The 19,993-nt window shown below is 70.8% G+C and carries 12 protein-coding genes; 6 read left to right on the top strand and 6 right to left on the bottom strand.

What is annotated here, in order from left to right; translation table 11 throughout:
- The first annotated feature begins 64 nt into the window (after positions 1 to 64).
- From ACFVXH_RS23165 to ACFVXH_RS23140, 6 genes are all read left to right on the top strand, one after another.
- On the top strand, positions 65 to 487 hold the full coding sequence (locus ACFVXH_RS23165) for a hypothetical protein (RefSeq protein WP_074004720.1): 423 nt from the start codon (positions 65 to 67) through the stop codon (positions 485 to 487).
- Entirely contained in the window at positions 487 to 2,124 is a 1,638-nt protein-coding gene (locus ACFVXH_RS23160; RefSeq protein ID WP_387826729.1) for a hypothetical protein, read from the top strand. The genes ACFVXH_RS23165 and ACFVXH_RS23160 overlap by 1 nt, the downstream gene beginning before the upstream one ends.
- Positions 2,121 to 2,861, top strand: a complete 741-nt coding sequence (locus ACFVXH_RS23155; RefSeq protein WP_387826726.1) for an ABC transporter ATP-binding protein — start codon at positions 2,121 to 2,123, stop codon at positions 2,859 to 2,861. Before ACFVXH_RS23160 ends, ACFVXH_RS23155 begins: the two co-directional genes overlap by 4 nt.
- Positions 2,858 to 3,859, top strand: a complete 1,002-nt coding sequence (locus ACFVXH_RS23150; protein WP_387826723.1) for an ABC transporter ATP-binding protein — start codon at positions 2,858 to 2,860, stop codon at positions 3,857 to 3,859. The genes ACFVXH_RS23155 and ACFVXH_RS23150 overlap by 4 nt, the downstream gene beginning before the upstream one ends.
- Positions 3,853 to 4,584: an ABC transporter permease subunit gene (locus tag ACFVXH_RS23145; RefSeq protein WP_387826720.1), complete on the top strand. Its 732-nt coding sequence runs from the start codon at positions 3,853 to 3,855 to the stop codon at positions 4,582 to 4,584. The genes ACFVXH_RS23150 and ACFVXH_RS23145 overlap by 7 nt, the downstream gene beginning before the upstream one ends.
- A 1,284-nt stretch (positions 4,585 to 5,868) precedes the next feature.
- Complete coding sequence (locus ACFVXH_RS23140) at positions 5,869 to 7,125, top strand: tyrosine-type recombinase/integrase (protein WP_387826717.1); 1,257 nt, start codon at positions 5,869 to 5,871, stop codon at positions 7,123 to 7,125.
- Between the two features lie 1,025 nt (positions 7,126 to 8,150).
- Here ACFVXH_RS23140 and cas7c read toward each other — a convergent pair.
- The 6 genes from cas7c to ACFVXH_RS23110 all read right to left on the bottom strand — a co-directional run bounded on the left by cas7c (position 8,151) and on the right by ACFVXH_RS23110 (position 19,840).
- On the bottom strand, positions 8,151 to 9,008 hold the full coding sequence (cas7c, locus tag ACFVXH_RS23135) for a type I-C CRISPR-associated protein Cas7/Csd2 (protein ID WP_387826714.1): 858 nt from the start codon (positions 9,006 to 9,008) through the stop codon (positions 8,151 to 8,153).
- Between the two features lie 33 nt (positions 9,009 to 9,041).
- The gene (cas8c, locus tag ACFVXH_RS23130) at positions 9,042 to 10,889 is read right to left on the bottom strand and encodes a type I-C CRISPR-associated protein Cas8c/Csd1 (RefSeq protein WP_387826711.1); all 1,848 of its coding nucleotides are present in this window, start codon (positions 10,887 to 10,889) and stop codon (positions 9,042 to 9,044) included.
- Between the two features lies 1 nt (position 10,890).
- Positions 10,891 to 11,583, bottom strand: coding sequence for a type I-C CRISPR-associated protein Cas5c (cas5c, locus tag ACFVXH_RS23125; protein WP_387826708.1), 693 nt, complete (start codon positions 11,581 to 11,583; stop codon positions 10,891 to 10,893).
- A gap of 465 nt (positions 11,584 to 12,048) precedes the next feature.
- Positions 12,049 to 14,187 carry a CRISPR-associated endonuclease Cas3'' gene (locus ACFVXH_RS23120; protein WP_387826705.1) on the bottom strand — a complete coding sequence of 713 codons (2,139 nt, stop codon included), beginning with the start codon at positions 14,185 to 14,187 and terminating at the stop codon, positions 12,049 to 12,051.
- A gap of 3,156 nt (positions 14,188 to 17,343) precedes the next feature.
- On the bottom strand, positions 17,344 to 17,694 hold the full coding sequence (locus tag ACFVXH_RS23115; protein ID WP_387826702.1) for a hypothetical protein: 351 nt from the start codon (positions 17,692 to 17,694) through the stop codon (positions 17,344 to 17,346).
- A 130-nt stretch (positions 17,695 to 17,824) separates the two neighbouring features.
- Positions 17,825 to 19,840 carry an ATP-dependent endonuclease gene (locus ACFVXH_RS23110; RefSeq protein WP_387826700.1) on the bottom strand — a complete coding sequence of 672 codons (2,016 nt, stop codon included), beginning with the start codon at positions 19,838 to 19,840 and terminating at the stop codon, positions 17,825 to 17,827.
- Between the last annotated feature and the right edge of the window lie 153 nt (positions 19,841 to 19,993).

Here is a 19,993-nt window from a genome sequence, read left to right as displayed (position 1 = left end):
CGCTTGAGAGAACGACCCCCGTACGACTCGTACGACCCCGCACGACCGAGGAGCCGACATCACCGTGGTATCGCAGATCAAGCCGACCGGTGCGGCCGTGGCCGGCCTGCTGGCCGTGGCCGCCGCCGTCCTGGCCGGGGTCCGGACGGTCTGGTACTGGACGAGCCGGCCGGACACCCTGGCCGCGGTCGACCGGGCCGACCGGGTCGTCGACGCCGCCCGGTCGACGGTGGTGCAGACCCAGGACCTGCTCAACTGGGGCTGGCTGGCGGCCGCTGTCCTGCTGCTCGCCCTCGGCGCGGTGGTCGCCCTGGCCTCCACCGGCCGCTGGCTGCTGTTCGGCTTCTCGGCCCTGGTCTGCATGCCGCTCGGGGTGGCGGGCTTCCGGCTGCCCGCCGCCGCCGGACTCAACGGGACTGCCGCCGGCTTCTGCGTCCTGGTCGTCGCGGCCAGCGCGGTCGCCCTGCTCACCGGCCGGCGGGACTGATGGACGGCCGCCGACTCGCCTGGACCGCCGGGCTGGCCCTGGTCGACGCCGACCTGCGGCGCCGGCGCAACCGCCTCCCGGGGCTGCGCACCCTCGCCCCGCCGGCCCGGGCCGTGCTCGCGCTGGCCGTCGGCGTCGGCCTGGCCACCGTCGCGGCCCTGCTCTGGGGGATCGGCTCGGCGCTCGGCCGGGTCTTCCCGGTCGGCCCCGAGGACGGCACCGTCGTGTCCGGCGCCTGCTGGTCGGTGGCGGTCGTGCTGGTCGCCGGCCACCTGCTCTCGGCGCGGCCCAACCAGGCCCGGCTGCTGCTCGATCCGCCCGACCGCGCCGTCCTGCTCTCCTGGCGGGTGCCGCAGCAGTCCGTGTTCCTGGCCCGCCTCTGGCTGCCCGCCCTGGCCGGGGCCGTCGGCTCCGTGGCGGTCGCGGGCCTGGCGGCCGGCCCCTGGCTGGCCGCCTCCCCCGCGGGCCGGGCCCTGCTGCCCGCCGCGCTCACCGCCGTCGCCGGATCCGCGCTGGCCGGAGCGCTCGGCCACGTGGCCGCGACCGCCGCGCTGATGCTGGGCCCGCGCCGGGCCCTGCCGCTCGCCGCGCTCGGCGTCCTGCTGCCGGGGCTGTCCGCCCTCGGGCTCGTCCTCGGACCGCTCGCCGACCGCCTCCACCTGTCCGGCCGGGCCGAACCCGAGGAGTACGGGGCGGCGCTGCGCTCCGCCGTGGCCCGCCTTCGCCCGGACCTCTGGGACCGCCTGCTCGACCCCGACCGGCTCGGGACGGCCCTGCTCGGCTGGTGCTCGACCCTGCTGCTGCTCGGCGGCCTCGCCCACCTCCTGCTGCGCCGGGCCGCCGCCCGCGGCGCGCTCCGCCCCGCCGTCCCCGGCGGGCCCGCGGCCGCCGCACACGCCTCCAGCACCCTGCTCGACCGGGTGCCGCCGGTGCTGCTGCCCGCGGCCAAGGACCTGCTGGCGCTGCGCCGCCGCCCCGTCGCCAGCACCGGCGCGCTGTTCCGGACGGCCCTGGTCGGCCTCGCCCTGGCGGCGCTCGGCGCGGGGGTCCGGCTCGGCCACGGCGGCGAACCGCCGTGGCGGCTCCCGCTGGGCGCCTGGAGCGTTCCGCTGGCGCTCGCCGTGTTCCTGGCGCTGTCCACCGTGGTGGCCCAGGTGGCGGGGGTCGAGGCCGAACAGCGGTCGCTCGACCTGCTCCGCCAGGCGCCGGTGCCGTTCGGCCGGATCCTGGCCGGGAAGGTGGCCTCCTGCTGCGCCGTCGCGGCCGTACCGGTCGTACCGCTGTACCTCGGGCTGCTGCTGGTCGGCGGCGGGAGCGTGACCGCGGGCGCGCTGCTCGCCCTCCCGGTCGCGCTGCTGGCTGGCAGCTGCGCGCTGGTGGCCGCCGCCTTCCTGACCCCGGCCGCCGAGGGCTTCGCCGACGGCCGGGCCGCCCGTTCCGGCGCGGCCGAGACCGTGGAGGGCCTGCTGGCCGCGGTGCTGGCCGCCCCCGCGGCGGCCGGGCCGGTACTCCGCTCGGCCACCGGCACCGGCGGGGCCGTCGAGGCCGCGGCCTGCCTGCTCGACCTGGCCCTGCTGCTGGCCGTCCTGCGGTTCGCGGCCCGAAGTGATCTCCGAATCCGGAAGGTGCGCCCGTGATCGCCGTCGAATCCGCCAGTGTCCGGTACGCCGGGCACACCGCCCTCGCCGAGGTCGGACTCACCGTCGGGGAGGGCGAGTTCGTCGCCCTGGTCGGCCACAACGGGTCGGGCAAGACCACCCTGCTGCGGCTGCTGGCCGGGCTGGAGGAGCCCACCTCGGGCCGGGTCGCCGTCACCGGCCGGCCGGCCACCGCGCTCGCCGTCCGGGCCGAGCGCGGCTACGCCCCCGCCGAACCGCCGCTCTACGACTACCTGACCGTCCGTGAGCAGCTGGTCCTGGCGGCCAGGCTGTACGGCGCCCCGGTGCGGGAGGCCCTCGCCGCGCTGGCCGGCACCGCCCTGGAGGACCGCCCGGACGCCCTCGTCCGGGAGCTCTCGCTCGGCATGCGCAAGCAGCTCGGCCTGCTCGTCGCCACCGTGCACCGGCCCCGGCTGCTCCTGCTCGACGAGCCGACCAACGGCCTCGACACCGGCGCGGCCGGCGCGCTCCGGGCCGCCGCCGCCGACTGGCGCGACCAGGGGCGCACCGTCCTGCTCTGCACCCACGACCTCGGCTGGGCCGACGAGTTGGTGAGCCGGCTGGTCGTCCTGGACCACGGCGCCGTCAGCCACGACCTCCGGCTCGACGGCGAGACGGCCACCGCCGCGCTGCACCGCCTCGACCCGACCGGCACCCTCCTCACCACCGCCGACTCCCCGACCCACCCGGCCAGCACGGAGCCCGCCACACCATGACCCCTCCCAGCGCCCCTCCCAGCGCCCGGACGGCCGGCCCGGCGGTCGAGGTCCGCGGACTGCGCCGCCGCTACGGCGCCCTCACCGCCCTCGACGGCGTCGACCTGACCGTCCCCGCCGGCTCGCTGACCGCGCTGATCGGGCCCAACGGCTCCGGCAAGACCACCACCATGCGCGTCCTGCTGGGCCTGGACCGCCCCGACGCGGGCACCGGCACCGTCCTCGGACACCCGCTGGACCGGCCGGAGCGCTACCTCCACACGGTCGGCGCGCTGATCGAACAACCCGCGCTCTACCGGCGGCTCGACGCCCGCACCAACCTGCGGGTGCTCGCCGAACTCGGCGGCATCCCCCGTGGCCGGGTCGACGAGGTGCTGGAGCAGGTAGGCCTCACCGCCCACGCCGGCCGACCGGTGGGCGGGTACTCGCTCGGCATGCGCCAACGGCTCGGCATCGCCGCGGCCCTGCTCCCCCAGCCCCGGCTGCTCGTCCTGGACGAGCCGATGAACGGGCTCGACCCGATCGGCATCCTCCAACTCCGGGAGCTGCTGCGGTCCCTGGCGGACGCCGGCGCCACCGTGCTGGTCTCCAGCCACCAGCTCAACGAACTGGACGCGATCTGCGACCGCTTCGTCCTGATGCACCGGGGCCGGGTGCTGTTCCAGGGCGGCAGGGCGGAGCTGACCGCCTCCCGGACGGCCGTCGTCGAACTGGCCCCGGAGTCCGCCGCCGACGGCGCGACCCTCCACGACGTGCTGAGCGGGGCCGGGTACCCCAACCGCCACGAGGACGGGCTGCTGCTGGTCGAGGCCCCCGCCGACGCGGCCGCCGAACTGAACCGGATCGCGGCGGCGGGCGGCGTGACCCTCGCCCACCTGGCCGTCCGACGGACCTCCGTGGAGCAGGCCTTCCTCGCCCTGGTCACCGGCACCGGGCCCGCACCGACCGCCCCGACCGCCCCGACCAGCCCGACCGAGAGGACGGCCGTCCCGTGCTGACCCGCGTGCACCAGGCGTTCCGCAGCGAGCTGGTCAAACTGCTCCGGCCGCGGCTGCTCCGGCCGCTCCTCGGCTCCGTCGCGGCGGCCACCGCCGCGGTCGCCGCCGGCACCGCCGCCCTCCGGGACGACCCCGGCCCGGTGGACCTGCTCGGCGCCGCCCGTACCGCCACACCCCTGATCGGCCTGGTCATGATGTGCGTGGCCGCCAACGCCTTCTGCCAGGAGTACCGCGAGGGCACCTGGCGGAACCTGCTGGTCCGCCAGCCGGCCCGCGGCGCACTCGCCACCGGCAAGCTCGCCGGGCTGGCCCTCCTGTCCCTGCTGGTCGCCGCCACCGTCTGGGCCACCTGCGCGGCGGCCACCACCCTGACCGCCGCACGCCACGGCTCCCCACCCCACTGGGACGGGGCCTCGTCCACCACCCTGCGCCTGCTCGCGGCAATGCCCGCCTACACGGTCCTGGGCTCCGCCGCCGGCCTGCTCCTGCGATCGACCGCGGCAGCCCTGGGAACAGTCCTGGGGTGGACCCTGGTCGCCGAGTCCGCCCTCACCGCCCTCGCCGCCACCAAGGGCTGGGACATCTCCCCCTGGCTCCCCGCCTCCGCCGTCACCCGCCTCTCCGCCGCCCCCTCCCCCACCCTCCCCATCCTCACCACCACCGCCTGGTGCACCCTCCTCTTCACCACCGCCACCCACCACTTCACCCGCACCCCCCGCCTCTGACCCACCCGAGCCCCCGCCCCGGCGCCGCAGACAGAAACACAAGCAGTTCACCAAGGTCGCCGACACGATCGCCAACCCGAACCCGCCCAACGACGACTCGCTGGTCGTCCCCTACAGCCCCCGCCGGAATCCGCCCACCAAACCGACCACACCTTGCACGCCCTCGACACCCCCACCTGACAAAGTCCGCCCTCGCCGAGACCACCACCAACTCGCCGCCATCGAGACCGCCGACGACCGAAACGACCAACAGCCCGAACAGCGCCAGCGCCGCAGCCGCGACACTTCGCCCAACCCGTTCACGAAACCCGCCGCCCGCGCAGCCTTCGACGCCATCGCCTGGATCCTCGACAGCACCGTCCTCGGCCACCCCGTCTGCCGCGCCCAGAGCCCGCACTTCCACCGGCAACTGCCCACTTACCAGCCGCCCCGACCAGAAGGACCGCCCACACCCTGGCCGATGCGGTCCGGCGACCACCAGCCGACACCACAACAGAAAGAGCCGGCACTCGGTTTCCCAAGTACCGGCTCTCACAACCGACATCACTGTCGGGACGACAGGATTTGAACCTGCGACCCCTTGACCCCCAGTTTAGTAGGGATATCCTATTACCCCTCAAAATGCGCCCACCCGCACGTCGTGCGTGTGCAGACGAGCGCGTTTCGCGCACCTCGCGCGGCAGCGCGCATGACGTGTGGTCCCCAGCTGGTCCCCAGGTCAGGGGCTTGACGGAGGGTCCGGGTGGCGTTCATGTCTCCAGGGTAACGCCACTCCGGCCGTCAATCCAGTGACTCCGACAGGTCGACCCAAGAGCCACCGGGCAGAAGCCAAGGAGTGTCGGCAGAAATCAATCCAGCCCAGGCCGAACGCCAGCCAGAAAATGGCCACCAAAAATCCCACTCCCGCCAATTCCGTGTGGCCTCGCAGGAATTCCCGGTGCCCGCCACCGCTCACTCCGAAGACCGGTCCGAGGCTCGGCGCCACGCACCGCACGCGCAACGGGTTGTACGAGCCCAACAACCCACGGCCGACCGGCAGACCGCCTCCTCTCGGGCCGTGGCCACTCCTCGCGACAGCGACCAGGTGCGGGCCGATGCTGCGCGATCAAGCTGCCCTACCCACCATCCGCACAGCGTGATCACCCTCGCGGCGTGTCGCCGGCGCGTGTCCCGGCCAGTCGATCTTGTCCGTGCTCCACGCCCCGCCCCGCACGCTCTGCCGCCACACCCACCACTCCCGCAACTCTGGACACGCCATCACCACCAGGTTCGAGGAGGAGTCCCATGGCGCAGCGTCCCAAGCGGGGCAGGGTGTATCGGCGGTGCGGGTGCAAGGACGGCACCAGCGGGAAGCAGTTGGGTTCGTGGTGTCCGCGGCTGGCCACCGACACCACACACGGGCGGTGGACGTACGCGGTGGACCTGGCGCCGGAGGACGGCAAACGCCGCACCCGGCGGCGAGGCGGGTTCGCGAGCCGGGCGGAGGCGGCCCGGGAGATGGCGCGGGTGCTGGATGCCGAGTACCGGGGCGTGTACGAGGACCGGACGCTGCGCGTTGGGCTGTTCCTGTACGAGTGGCTGGAGTCGAAGCGGCCGGCGCTGGCCCCGAACACCTTGGCGGGCTACCGGGCGTGCATCGAGCGTGACCTGGTCCCGGCGTTCGGCGGCATGCTGCTGCTCGATCTGCGGCCTAAGCACATCGACGCCTGGGTGAGCGCGCAGCTCACTGCCGGCCGCGGGCGCACCACCGTTCACCACGCGGTGGCCATGCTGCGAGGCGCCCTGAACCACGCGGTGCGCACCTGGCGGCTGCGCTACAACCCGGCCAAGCACTCCGTGCCGCCCAAGCCCCGCGCCGCCGAGCGCGTCTGCTGGACCCCCGACCAGGCGGCAACGTTCCTGCGGCACAATGCCGAGCACTATGCCGACCGGCTCACCGACCTGTTCGAGGTCATGCTCGGCACCGGCATGCGCCGCGGCGAGGTCCTCGCCCTGCACTGGTCCGACGTGCACCTCATGGACCGCAAGCTCTACGTCCGCTGGACCCTGACCGCCGTGAACAACGGGAAGATCCACCTCAGCGAGCCCAAGACCGAGGCCAGCCGCGCCTGGGTGAGCCTCTCCCCCAGAGTCATGGCCGCTCTCCAGCGCCAGGCCGCTCTCCAGATGGCCGCCCACCCGGAGAACAGACTGGAGGGCCTGGTCTTCACCCGCCCGGACGGCGAGCCCCTGCGCCCGCAGTGGGTCCTCGACCAGCTCCGCAAACGCACCGCCGAACTCGACCTGCCGAAGATCGGCCTGCACGACCTGCGCCACACCGCCGCCAGCATCATGATCGCCGCCGGCATCCCCCTCGCCGTCGTCTCCAAGACCCTGCGCCACTCCAACCTCGCCATCACCGTCGACCTCTACGGCCACCTCCTCAAAGACTCCGCCGACGACGCCGTCCTCGCCCTGGCAAAAGCCCTCGACCGCGCTGAGCTGGGTAACACCCATCTCGACAGGATCGGGCTGACGGGCTCTGACTCGCTAGCGGCGTAGCCGAGCTGGTGCCCACCAGATATTGAGCACGTCCGGCAGACCAGTCCGCTGCCACACCAATGCAGAATGTGGCGGCCTGCTGGCCATCGGTCAGCGGAGCCGCAGTGAGGTTCCCTCCACATGGGCTTGCGACCCTCGGCCGCCCCGACGGACGACCGCCACGCCTCCAGCTCGAACATGTCCCACTCGGCGTCCGGGTTGCGATCCTCGGCCGCCCCCGGGGGGGGTGACCGCCACTCGGTCCGGTGCCGTCCTGGTAGTGCAGGGCGATCTCGTTGCGATCCTCGGCCGCCCCGAAGGGCGACCGCCACCAGCTCCGGCCCGAGCTCCACGGAGGCGTGCGCGGGGTTGCGATCCTCGGCCGCCCCGAAGGACTACCGCCACCAGCCATCCGCAGAGGCGGCCAGAACGTATCGGAAAGGTTGCGATCCTCGGTCGCCCCAAAGGGCGACCCGCCACAGGCGAGCTGCACCTCGAGCCACATATCGATCGACTCATTGCGATCCTCGGCCGCCCCAGAGGGAGACCGCCACGACGTGCGAGCCACCCGGCTTCGCTGTCGGTATCAACGTTGCGATCCTCGGCCGCCCCAGAAGGCGACCGCCACATGCAGACCATGACGGGCCAGTTCGACCTTTTCAAGTTGCGATCCTCGGCCGCCCCGGAGGGCGACCGCCACGGTGGCGGGGTGGTGCAGGGACCAGCCCCAGTCGTCGTTGCGATCCTCGGCTGCCCCGAGGGGCGACCGCCACCGCAAGAGTGCATGCTCCGGCCAGCCGTTGCGGAGGTTGGGATCCTCGGCCGTCCCGAAGGCGACCGCCACCGCTCGGCCGCATGAACCACAACGCCAACGTATTCGACTTGCGATCCTCGGCCGCCCAAAGGTCGACCGCCAGCAGAGCCTGACCCAGCTCTTCGGCTTTGGTGCCGTTGCGATTCCCGGCCACCCAGAGGTGGCCGCCAGAGAATTGTGCCCTGTGTGACCTCGAAGGAACTCGTCCGAAGCACATCGGTGAAGTAGCCAGTCAGTCCACCAGCGCGGTGAGGCTGACTCCTTCCGGGACGTCCGTGTCGACAGTGACCTTGTAGTCAGAGTACGAGCGTGCTGCGGTGTGGCCGAGTGGGGTGATGTGCACGCGGTCGAGGAGCTTGTGGGCGGGGGTTTGGCCGTAGGCGTCGGAGTGGCTGAAGACCCAGAGTCCTCGCAGGGCCATGGAGGCGCGGGCGGCGGCCCGGTCGTGTTCGAGCATCATCTCGAAGGCTTGCCAGAGGGCTTGGAGGTCGTCGCTGGTGACGCCGGTCTTGGCGGCGAGTGGTGCCGAGAAGTGGCCTGCGCCCCTGTAGAGGCCGTAGGGGACGATGTTCTTGGTGCCCATCTCGGTCTGCTTGGTGGCCAGGTCCTCGACTCGGGTCGGGGTGACGCGGGTGATGGGGACTTCGATTGTGGTGACGGGGTCGATGGACCTGCTGAAGGTGAGCTGCAGGGGGCCCTGGACGCGGCCAGCGGTTCGGTCGCGGTTCTTGCCGGTGGTCATGACCGCGCCCATCATGCGGACGTCGTAGAAGGTCTGGCACATCCAGTTGCGGGCTTCGGACTCGTTGGCCGCGTTGCCGGTGTCGTAGGCGCGCTCGTGTTGGGCGTTGAGGGCGACGCCCGCTTCCACGTAGATGTCGTAGCCGGGGCGGCCGGAGTTCAGGAGGGCGACGGTGTTGCGGATCTTTCGCTTGAGGGCGACGTCGGTGACGTAGCCCTGCATGGTGATGGGGTCGGTGCGGGGGGCGCCGCCGTTGTCGGGGTCGCCGTTGGGGTTGCCGCCGGCGATGTCGAAGAGGAACACGAAGTCGTGCTTGCGCGTGGGGTCGAGGTGGGCGGGGACAGTCATGGTGGGTTCTCGCTTCCTGGTGGGTGGGGGTGGTCAGGCGGTTTCGGCGTTGGCCGGGGCGGTTTCGATGAGGTCCGAGACGTCGAAGAGCGCACCGGCCTCAGCGGGCTGGGACTCCCCCGTTCCGGCGGCCTGCTCCTTGGCGGCCTTGTGGGCGAGTGCGGCGGTGATGTCGGCGGCGCGCTGGTGCTCGTAGCCGAGGACGAAGCGGCCCTGCTCGGGGACGGTGAGCAGCAGGGGGACGTCGTCGAGGTGGTGGTAGATGTCGCGCATGCGGGCTTCGAGGGCGTTGGCGGTGGGTGTGTTGCGGCGGCGGATGATGCGGAGGTGGTTTTCGGCGCCGGCACGGAGGTTGGCGAGGACAGTGGCGGGGCTGCTCATGGCGGTGCCGAAGTATTTGTCGGTGATGGTGGCGTTGACGGTGCGTCCGGTGTCTTTGGCGGCGCGGCGTTGGACGGCGGCGAGGGTGGCGAAGAGGCGGCCGCACATGTAGGCGGGGTCGTTGGCGTCGGGGTTGAGGCCGGGCATGCCGTGCTCCTGGGTGTGGTGGCGGGTGAGGGCGAGGCGGAGGAGGGCGGTGCGGGGGCCGTCGATGCGGCGGTCGGCGCGGATGCGTGCGAGGAGTCGGGGGAGCATCCAGGCGGGGGGTGGTGTGCCGTGGAGGGCGCTGTGGAGGAGGGCTTCGTCGAGTCCTTCGGGGATGGTCTTGGGGTGGTACTTCTTCTCGCTTTTGACCCATCGGGCGCAGGCGAGGGCGAGTCGCCAGAGCGGGTACACCTGGTAGCGCGGGTCGGTGTCCGGGTCTGGAGGGTCCTGGGTGGTGTGGGGTGACCAGGGGTCGAGGTACTGGTGGTCGCGGAACCAGCGGCCGAGGCAGTCCTCGATGACCGGCAGGGGGACGTCGATCCAGTCGCGTACGACGACGCGTGAGGAGTTCGCGCCGAGGGTGACGGAGTAGAACTTGTTGACGTCAGCGGAGTATTCGGTGGTCCCGCTGCCCGGTTTGAAGATCTTCCCGATGAGGTTGGCGACGTCCTCGGGCTGCGGGTCGTCCAGGTTGCCGAGGCCGTTGCGCTTGACGGGTTCGCGGGTCCACCAGACCGTCACCGCCGTGTCGGCGCGCCTGCGGTGTTTCGGGTCGGCGAGGAGCTCTCCGAGGGAGGTGGTGGCCGCTGTCCCGCACGTCTCGCACAGCGGGGTAGCGGCGAGTCCGGCGCTGACGCCGGCGCGGCCCTGTGCGGCGGTGTTGACGCTGACGATCTGGGTGCTCTTGGCCTGCTTGGCGGGGATGGCACCCATGGCGATCGAGACCGGCACGGTGGCGAGCAGCGGACGTTGGTGTCCGCAGACGAGGCACAGGCCCGTGTTGCCTGCTCCTTTGGTGTCGCTGACCTTGTCCGTCCAGAACTGGCGTGCGCTCGGGTGCTGGTGGGCCCACTGTCCGTCGACGCTGATGGCGACCAGGTCGCCGGCGGCCATGTCGGCCGGGACGTCCAGGGTGGTGACGAGGAAGCGGACGACGGCCTCGGCGGTGGGGTCGCCGGGGTTGGCGGCTGCCCACTGCCGGGCGAGGTCGGCGAAGGCCGTGCGGCACTTCGCGGCCCGGGCGGCGTCCTTATCCTTGACCTCTCCGGTTTTAGGGTCGGCCTTCGGTACGCCGAAGACGTACTGGGCGTTGTCAGCGAGCAGGCACGGCGCGATGGCGACCGTGCGGGTGGAGGTCGGCACGTCCAGGCGCAGCGCGGGCTGGCCCTTGGGGACGCGCAGGTCCTGGACCTGCGCGTGGTCGCCGTCGATGAGCACGGCCCATTTGATCGTCGCTGGTTTCGTGTAGGACTGTTCCTGGTCGGCGACGCGTTCGGTGAGGCGTTTCAGCAGCATGTCAGGCTCCGGTTCGCCAGGAGCCGGCGGGCATGTGGACTTCGTCGTCGCCCAGGGGGTGTCGCGGGACGTGGAGCACGCCGTTGTCCAGGCTGGCGCGGAACCAGTGGTAGGTCTCCTGTCCGTGGTCGCCGTACCTGATCGAGTGCAGCATCACGCCGAGTTCCTCGGTGCGCTCGATTGGGGTGGCGTTCGAGCCTTCGGGGCTGCCGGGCCATGATCCGCGTGAGCCGAAGCCGGCGGAGAACTCGCGGCATCCGAGGAAGGGCTGGGAGAAGCATCCGCCGCGTTCGGTGCGGCGGCGCAGCTGCTCGCGGAATTTGGCGGCCGGTGCTTTGGCACGTTTGGTCGGGATGATCTGGGTGTTCACGCGGTAGGCGACGTCGCGCAGCGCGACGGTGTTGCGCTGGTCGCGGTCGTTCTCGACGTCGTAGCGCTCCCTGTGGTCCGTGCGCAGGGCTTTGATGCGGGGTGCGGTGATGACGGACTTGACCTCGTTGCGTCGGATGCTGATCCATTCGATCGGGGTGAGGACCTCGATCGACTGGATGACGTAGTTCATCTCCGGTTTCCAGAAGATGGCGCTGAGTGCTCCGACGGCCGCGGACGGCGTCATGACGGGGTAGCTGACCCGTTCGACTTTCAGTTCGGGTCGAGTGAAGCAGGCCAGTGGTCCCCACAGCTCGACGGTCACCGGCGGCTCCGGCCAGCGCGTCTGGGCATGGCTCGGCAAGGCAATCACCCTCTCCAGGGCAATGTGACGATGTGTCAGGCATGGACCGTAGCACCACTAGCACACCCGTGAAGCTGCTTCCTGGGATGGCTTGACAGCCTCAGCGGTGCCGTGTTTTGCGACGACCCTTGCCGTTGCCGAATGTGTATCAGGGGTCACTGACAATGACGCCCCCGCCGGCAAGCCGACGGGGGCGCGAGCGCGCGGACAGACACCAGCACGCCTGTGTTTCGATCCTCGCCACCCCCTCGTGGGAAGGCGGCGCCACCCTGGGGAGCCTACCCAACCCGCACCCTCCGGCCGGGCCCTCCCCGCCGGTCGGCCTCGCACTCAGGACGGGGAAGGGGCCCGAAGCGCCTGCGCATGTGACCAACAGCCTTCTCCTGATGGAAAATTGTCGCGCCGCCGCAAATCGACCGGCTACCGCTACCGGCTGGGCGGCTCGATCCCGCGCTGTGGATGGTAGGGGCCGACCCACTCGACGAGGTCGTCGACGATGAGCTTCGCGTGGCCGGCTTCCAGCGCCGCGTCCGCCTCGGCCCTGGGGATGCCGGCGATGTGGGGCTGCAGGACGCGCTGGGCCTCGGGCCCGCAGGGCTGACCCGTGCGAAGCATGTCGATGGCGGCACGGGCCGCAGCCTGTTCCTCAGGCTTCAGGTCGGGCCGGACATGGACGACGCTCGCCGTGCTCTCGCCGATCATGACGAACTTCTCCGCCACCTCAGGGAAGTCGAGTTCCCGACGCAGCGCCTCGATCGGGTCCCCGAGGTTGGCGAGGCCCTGGAGCCGGTAGCGGGTCCTGGAGTAGCGGGCGAGTGCAGTGAGGTCGTCCGGGTCTGCCCTGTCGGGGCCGTCGCCGAAGCGGTTGCCTGCGATGCCGAGAGAGAGCATGTACGACCGGTCCGGGATCCTGCCGCTGTCGCGGGCTTTGAAGACGACGACCGTTCCGCGGTGCAGGTGCCCCTCGCGGTTGCAGCGGCCGGCCGCCTGCTGGAGGTTCTCCGGCGGTGCCCAGGCACGGAAGACGATCGGGAAGTCGAGGTCGACACCGGCCTCGATCAGCGACGTGGACACAACCCTGACACACTGCCTGGCTGCCAGGAGCGTACGGATCTCCTCGATCGTCTCCCGGCGGTGCCCCGAGGTCATGCGGGTGGACAGGTGCAGGGCGCCCGCGGGCAGCTGCTCGTGGACGGCGTTGGCGTCGCGCGTGGTCGAGACAACCATCAGCGTCTGCTCGTGCCGGGATGCCTCGCCGGCCATGGCGGCCAGCGTGGTGTCCTCGCGCCACTCGTAGCGGACGCGTTCGAGAGCCGAGAAGAGCGGCGCCGGGTCGGGGATGACGTGCCGGTGCCCGGTCCCGTCGATGCTGCTGAACTCGGGCTGGGTCGCGGACGACAGCAGCACCGTCGTGCCGAACCGCTCGGTCAGACCCCGCAGCGCCGACAGGATGGGCACCAACAGCCGGTCCGGCAACGCCTGGACCTCGTCCAGGACGATCACCGCACCAGCGAGCCGGTGGAGCTTGCGCATCCTCGACGGCGAACGGCTGAAGAGGGACTCGAACAGCTGCACCGTGGTCGTGATCACGAACGGCGCGTCCCAGTTCTCCGCCGCCAGCCGGGCCCATCCCGCACGCTCGAGATCGACAGAGGAGTGGTGTTCGAGAACGTCCCGCTCACCGAGCATCTTCCGGTAGACGGAGGCGTTCTGCTCGGTGATGCTGATGAACGGCACCGCGACGATGATCCGCCGCTGGCCGTTGCGCGCGGCATGGCGCAGCCCGAACGCGGCCGCGGCCAGGGTCTTTCCCCCACCGGTCGGCACGTGCAGCCGGTAGATCCCCGGCTCACCGTCCGCCGCGGCCACTGCCTGCTCGTAGATGCTCGTTCGGATCCCGTCGATCCGCGACGGCTGCCGGCCGGCGAGCATGGCCTTCCGGGCCTCCTCGAACCGCTCGCCGAGAGCGGCCATGTCCGCGTCCGGGCGCACATACGGAACCCGGCCCAGGTGGTGCGCGCGGGTGTCCAGGCGATCGGCGTCGATGACACAGCTGAACAGCATCCGGACCATCAGGTCGACATCAGCGAAGTCGCTGTCGCTGTCGGGGTCTGACAGCCACCGCGGCACCGCGATCCCCACAGACTCGATCTCGGGAACCTCCGCCGCGACCCGGCGAATCGCCTCCTCCACAACGCCGGGCCGCGCCCGCAGCTCCCTCAGCAGAGCACGCATCTCACCCCAAGACTGCAGACCCCCGTGATGGCCCTCCACCACTCCGGCAAGAGGCCCCGGCAAACACTGCGCCGCAAGATGGACCCCCGCCCTCTTGTGGTCGATCCCGACCGTCCCACCGGTGCCGGCAACCTCCACCAGCCGCTCCTGCCACACACACCCACCCTTCCCCACATCGTGGACCAACGCCAGATACTCAGCCGCGGCAGCCATACCGAACACCGCACCGAACCGCGCAGCCAGTGCAGCCGATCCACGAAGATGATCACCCAGCAGATGCCACCGGCCGGCACCATTGGGCGAATGGGCATAAAGAGGCTCGTCACGCATGACCCACAAGGCTACCCACCCGCCACGACACACGAGTTGCGACTGCGACCAGCCCCCGCATCAGGTCGCTACACAAGCTCAAACTCTCTAGAAGAGAAGTAGCCATCCCAGGTGCGGGCGACCACCACCGGTGATGCGCTCGCCCGCCCAGACAGCGGCCACCACGTCAGCCTTGCGGCAGAGGGATACCGTTGCGATCCTCGGCCGCCCAAGAGCGCGACCGCCACCTCGCTGCGGTACGTCGCCGCCAGGATGTTGAGGGTGTTGCGATCCTCGGCCGCCCCGAAGGACGACCGCCACCGGCCAGGTACCCCGCTGTCCTCCCAGACGGTAGCGGTGTTGCGATCCTCGGCCGCCCCGGAGAGCGACCGCCACGACCGGGCGTGCCTTGGTCGAAGAGCCGGCCCTTGTGGTTGCGATCCTCGGCCGCCCCGGAGGGCGACCGCCACGTGCGGGGCTCGCTGTCCAGGTGGTCCCCGGTCAGGTTGCGACCCTCGGCCACCCGAAGGGCGACCGCCACTCCCGCGGATCACCGTCACCAGGCTGCGGGACTACCAGTTGCGATCCTCGGCCGCCCCGAAGGGCGACCGCCACGCGACCCAATACCACGGCTGGCCGCTGCACTGGGCGTTGCGATCCTCGGCCGCCCCTGGGGCGCGGCCCCAGCGCGCCCCAGGCCATGGCCGTATGACCATCCTCGGCCACCCCGGAGGGTGACCGCCACGACCTGCCCTAGTGACGACACGTGCGAGCACGGCCGGTTGCGATCCTCGGTCGCCCCAGAAGGCGACCGCCACCCGGTAGCGGTGAGCAACAACGCCCGTCTGGTGTGGTTGCGATGCTCGGCCGCCCCGGAAGACGACCGCCACCGCCGTGTCGGCCGAGATCGACGAGGACCGGCACGCGTTGCGATCCCCGCACGCCCCGGAGGGCGAACGCCACTCGGGCAGATCGCCGAGCTCGGCGGACAGTGGCTGTTGCGATCCTCGCCCGCCCCGGAAAGCTGGATCTGACGGGCCGCAAGCTCGGCACATGGTTGCGATCCTCGCCAGCCCCGGAGGGCAAGCGCCACTCATCAGGAGGACGGGGGCGTGCGCTGGGGGAAGGTGTTGCGATCCTCGCCCGCCCCGAAGAGCGACCGCCACCTGCCGTGCCTCGGCCGGCCTTTGCACCGTCAACTCCGTTGCGGTCCTCGGCCGTCCCGAATAGCGACCGCCACTCGCCGTCCGGGCTGTCATGAGTACGTGTACTCATGAGTTGCGATCCTCGGCCACCCCGGAGGGCAACCGCCACTATCCGCCGAGGACGTCGTGCCAGGCGTCAGGGGTGTTACGATCCTCGGCCGCCCGAAGGGCGACCGCCACGCCTGCACCTGGTCCTCGGACTCGGCGCCGTTGACGTTGCGATCCTCGGCCGCCCCAGAGGGCGACCGCCACCAGCCACTGCCGCTACCGCGCCGCCTCGTCGAGGTTGCGATCCTCCGCCGCCCCGGGGGGCGACCGCCGCGGGCGCGGAGGCCAGCAGACTCTCGGCGTCGTCGAGTTGCGATCCTCGGCCGCCCCGAAGGGCGACCGCCACTGCAGCTGCGGGTCCTCGTCGCGGCTGAGGTGCTGGGCGTTGCGATCCTCGGCCGCCCCGAAAAGCGACCGCCACCAGGGGGACCGACACCAGGCCCGCGTTCCACTCCGGTGGTTGCGATCCTCGGCCGTCCCGAAGAGCGACCGCCACTCCTCGTGGGTGTTGCGCCGGGGCCCATAGCCCGGGTTGCGATCCTCGGCCGCCCTGAAGCGCGACCGCCACGGGCTCCCTCGCTGGACGTCTCGCCGCTGGTCAACCCGTTGCGATCCTCGGTCGCCCCGTAAGGCGACCGCCGCAGGCGCAGGACGTCGGCCACGATCGAGGCGCGGTCGTTGCGATCCTCGGCCGCCCCGAAAGGCGGCCGCCACGATTTCCTCGTCGTCCCACACGCCCAAAGCCTCATTGTTGCGATCCTCGGTCGCCCCGGAGGGCGAGCGCCATCTCGGCGAACGGCGCCGGTCCCAAAGCGGTCCCGCCGTTGCGATCCTCGCCCGCCCCGGAGGGCGAGCACCACGATGTACATCCCGGCGGCCGAGGCCCACCAGATCGGGTTGCGATCCTCGCCCGTCCCGAAGGGCGAGCGCCACCACGGTGTGGGCGCAGCGTTCGTGGGTGTCGTCGAAGTTGCGATCCTCGGTCACCCCGGAAGGCGACCGCCACACGGGGTCGAGCTGTGGTCACGCCGCGCGAATCGGTTGTTGCGTTCCTCGGCCGTCCCGAAGGGCGGCCGCCACGCGCCAACCCGACCGATGTCGAGGGCCAGCAGACGTTGCGCCCTCGGCCGTCCCGAAGGACGACCGCCCAGCCCGGCGATGGCCGGCTCGACCCGTCCGATCAGGAGTTGCGATCCTCGGCCGCTCCGAAGGGCGACCGACACCACGACGCCGAGCGCGCCGGCCTCGACACGCTGGTGTTGCGATCCTCGCTCGCCCCGGAGGACGAACGCCAGGGCGGCGGCGAACGCGGCCACGTGCTCGGGGACGGAGTTGTGATCCTCGCTCGCCCCGGAGGGCGAACGCCACTGTCTGCTGTCTGCGTGCCGATGCACTGGCACACGTCGCCGTCATTGCAATCCTCGGCCGCCCCGGAGGGCGACCGCCATAAGCGCCACCGCCTACCGAGCCCGCGAGGACTTCATGTTGCGATCCTCAGCCGCCCCGGAGGGCGACCGCCACCCGACCGAGCAGCGAGAACTTGGGTTCTGATTCAGGATTCTGAGGCGTTCCGAGGGCACAGATGCGTCGGGATCGGACATTTTGCTTCGGTGCGGTCCGCGTGTCGCGTGCACACTTCGAGCTCCGAACCATGACCACCACAGGCGGACAAGCGGCAGTAGGGCCCGGTCATGGGAAGTCTAATCGATATGGAGGAGTCAAGCAGCGAAGTAACGCCCCCGTGGGCACACAGCCGGAACCTATCAGGCCAGCGCCACACCCTGGAGGAGCGCCTGCCCCCATGGAATTCCCCACCGTCTTCATGATCAGCGTCATAGAATTCCCCACTCTCGCGGTCACTGTTCCCCAAGGGGACGGCGGAGCCGCGAGAACTGGTCGCGTTTGGAAGCTGGATGGTGAGGGCTCAGCGCTCGATCGCGCCCCCGTGAGCTTGCTCGACGATGTCCTCCCTGCGCCAGCGGGCCAACACCTGGGCAACCTGGCTGCGAGTCGCGGGGAGGTACTCGTGCCAGCGGGACTCGATGCCATGCGGGTAGCCGAGCAGGTTGTTCAGCACGTTGTTCACGGCGTCGTCCTCGGTGCCGACGATCGGCGGAGCTGGCCAGGACGCGGCGATTGCGGCGATCTCGTCACGGGTGAAGCCGATGAGCGTGTCGAACTCCCAGTCGGGGAAGAACGGCCCGCTCACTGCTGCGTCAAGGCACTCCTTGATGATCTGCCGATCTTGGTCGGTCATCCGCGCGATCGGGTTCATCCATAGATGATCGCAGTGATCGTCGCACCATGTCGACTCCCGCAGGCGTGTCTGGCCTGGCTTCGACCTTCGACGCGAGGGTGAGGAATTCGGTGACGTTCGGCCGGGGGAATTGCGTGACTGTTGACGGTCAGAGGCCGCCACGGCTTGAGCCGCTGATGCCGGCTGCCTCCACAGGAGCCTGCGGTGCGGGTTGCCGCGACAGGAAGTGATCTGCGGGCGGCGTGTTGCTCTTCAGCAGTTCCTGGACGTTGGCGAGGAGTTCGACGAGCAGCGAGGGCGGGCTGCCTTCCGCGCTGCTGGCGGCTTCCCGGTAGGTGGGGGCGTTCTTGCCGGGGAATCCCTCTCCGGAGTCGATCAGTTGTTTGATCCGCCTGGACCATGCGGGCCAGGCGCCCTTGAGGTACTCCTCCAGGTTGTCATCGAAGACGGTGTAGGTGGAGGTGGACACCGACTCCGGCCAGGGGACCCGCCTCTGTGCACCCAGGTATCCGAGCAGGTCCACGTTCATCCGGGCCGCGTCGTCGGCGGCCGCAGTGATCTTCTTCTTGGCTTGGAGGTAGTCGTCGCCGTCCCGTCCTTGGATCGAGGCCAGTTTCCGGTCCTCCATGCCGCAGTCGCCGTCGAAGACGACGTAGCAGGGCACTCCGAGGGCGGTGAGGATGGCGTGGCAGAGGATCAGGTTGTTCTTGCCGTTGACGTGGATCACGCTGACGCCCTGGGCGGCGAGGCCGAGGTTCATGTTCTGGGCGCAACCGGTGATCAGGCCGGCGTCGGTGTCGCCTTCGACAAGGACGGCGGCCAGAGCGAAGAACCCTTCGGCGAGGGTGTCGGTGCAGCGGAGGCCGGCGTGGCGGCGCACGCTGTCCGGCTTCACGTAGCCAGCGAGTGCCTCACAGAGGTCGTCCACGGTGACCTGGCTGGTCTGGGTCGTGGGGTGGTTGTCGACGAAGTCGCGGCGCAGCCTGCGTACTTGGTGGAACGCGCGGTGGTCGACGAAGACGGTGCTGTGGGTGGCGTACGTGACCTGCACGCGGCTTCCCTCGGCGGTTGCGAGGTCACGCAGGACGTCGGCGAATATCCGTGCCTGCGCGGGGTGTTGGAAGAGTTCGGGCTCCTCGATGGCCAGGCACAGGGTGCGCGTCTCCTGGCTGGGCCGTCGGGTCTCGGCGAGAAGTTTGAGGGCGGCGATGATCAGCGCACGCTGGAAACCGTGGCCCTGGCGGCTGACGGAGGTCTCGGCCGCGCCGTCCCAGATACTGACCGTGAAGCTGGTCTTGACCGGTTTGGGCGCGTGGATCACCGGCGCGAGCGCGATCCCGCGCCCTGTCGTGAACTGCGCGAGCTCTCGGGAGAGCGCACCCGAGATCCTGTCGAGGACCGGCTTGTACGCCTCGTTCTGGATCTTCAGCCGCTCCGCGTGGGCGGTTTTCTCAAGCTCGCTGAGGGCCTCGATCTCCTGGGTCCGGTTCACCGCGTAGTCGAGGATGCGGCCCAGCGCGGAAGCCTTCTGGTCGTCGGCTTCCTCCGCGGCGCGCAGGTCGGCGGAGACGAAGACGAAGTCGATCAGCTCGGCAAGTTTGCTCTGGCCCGCGAAGCCGAAGAAGTGAGTGCCGTTGCGCTCGGTGGGGACGAGCCGGTCGCGGTGCTCGCGCTCCCAGGTCAAGAGCGCCTCCAGGACGGCGGCCTCGGAGCCTGCGGACGGCAGTTCCAGGTCCGGCTGCTGCTCGCGCAGTTCGCCGTACGCCTTCCGTTTGGCCATCGCGGTCGGCACGGCCCTGACGGCTTCGAAGGGAGGGAAGGCGAGGGCCCGTCCGCTGATCTTGTCCTCGCCGTCCTCCCAGGTGCGCCACACGATCACCGTGTCGCTCCCGGGCGGGGCGTAGCTGCCGAGCACGCCACGGTCGTACTCGGTGAGGTCGTTGAACTCGACCTCGACGGTGATCCGGCGGCTGTCGGCCGCGGAGTGGAGGTCGTGCTCGTCCAGGGAGAGCGTCTTCTCGCCATTGAAGAACCAGTCGAGCGCCCGCAGGACGGTGGACTTCCCCGCGCCGGTCGGCCCGATGAAGCACGTCGTCGCATCGAACTCGATGTCCACCTCCCGCAGGCTGCGGAAGTTCTGGATGCGTGCTCGCTTGATCTTCATCGGTACCTTGTGGCGTGCGAGGGCGGTGGGACGGTCGGCGATCTGCGACGTATGTGAATGCTAGTGCTGCCCCGCAGAAGTTCGTTGAGGGGTGTTGATCAGGCTGCCTTGAGTGGGGTGCCTTCGTAGGTCCAGCGGTAGGGCTTCGCGGTC

Origin of the sequence: Kitasatospora sp. NPDC058184 (assembly GCF_042883725.1) — a bacterium.
Lineage (GTDB): Bacteria > Actinomycetota > Actinomycetes > Streptomycetales > Streptomycetaceae > Kitasatospora.
The sequence above is the reverse complement of the archived record's forward strand: the minus strand, read 5'-3'. Positions and strand labels throughout refer to the sequence as shown.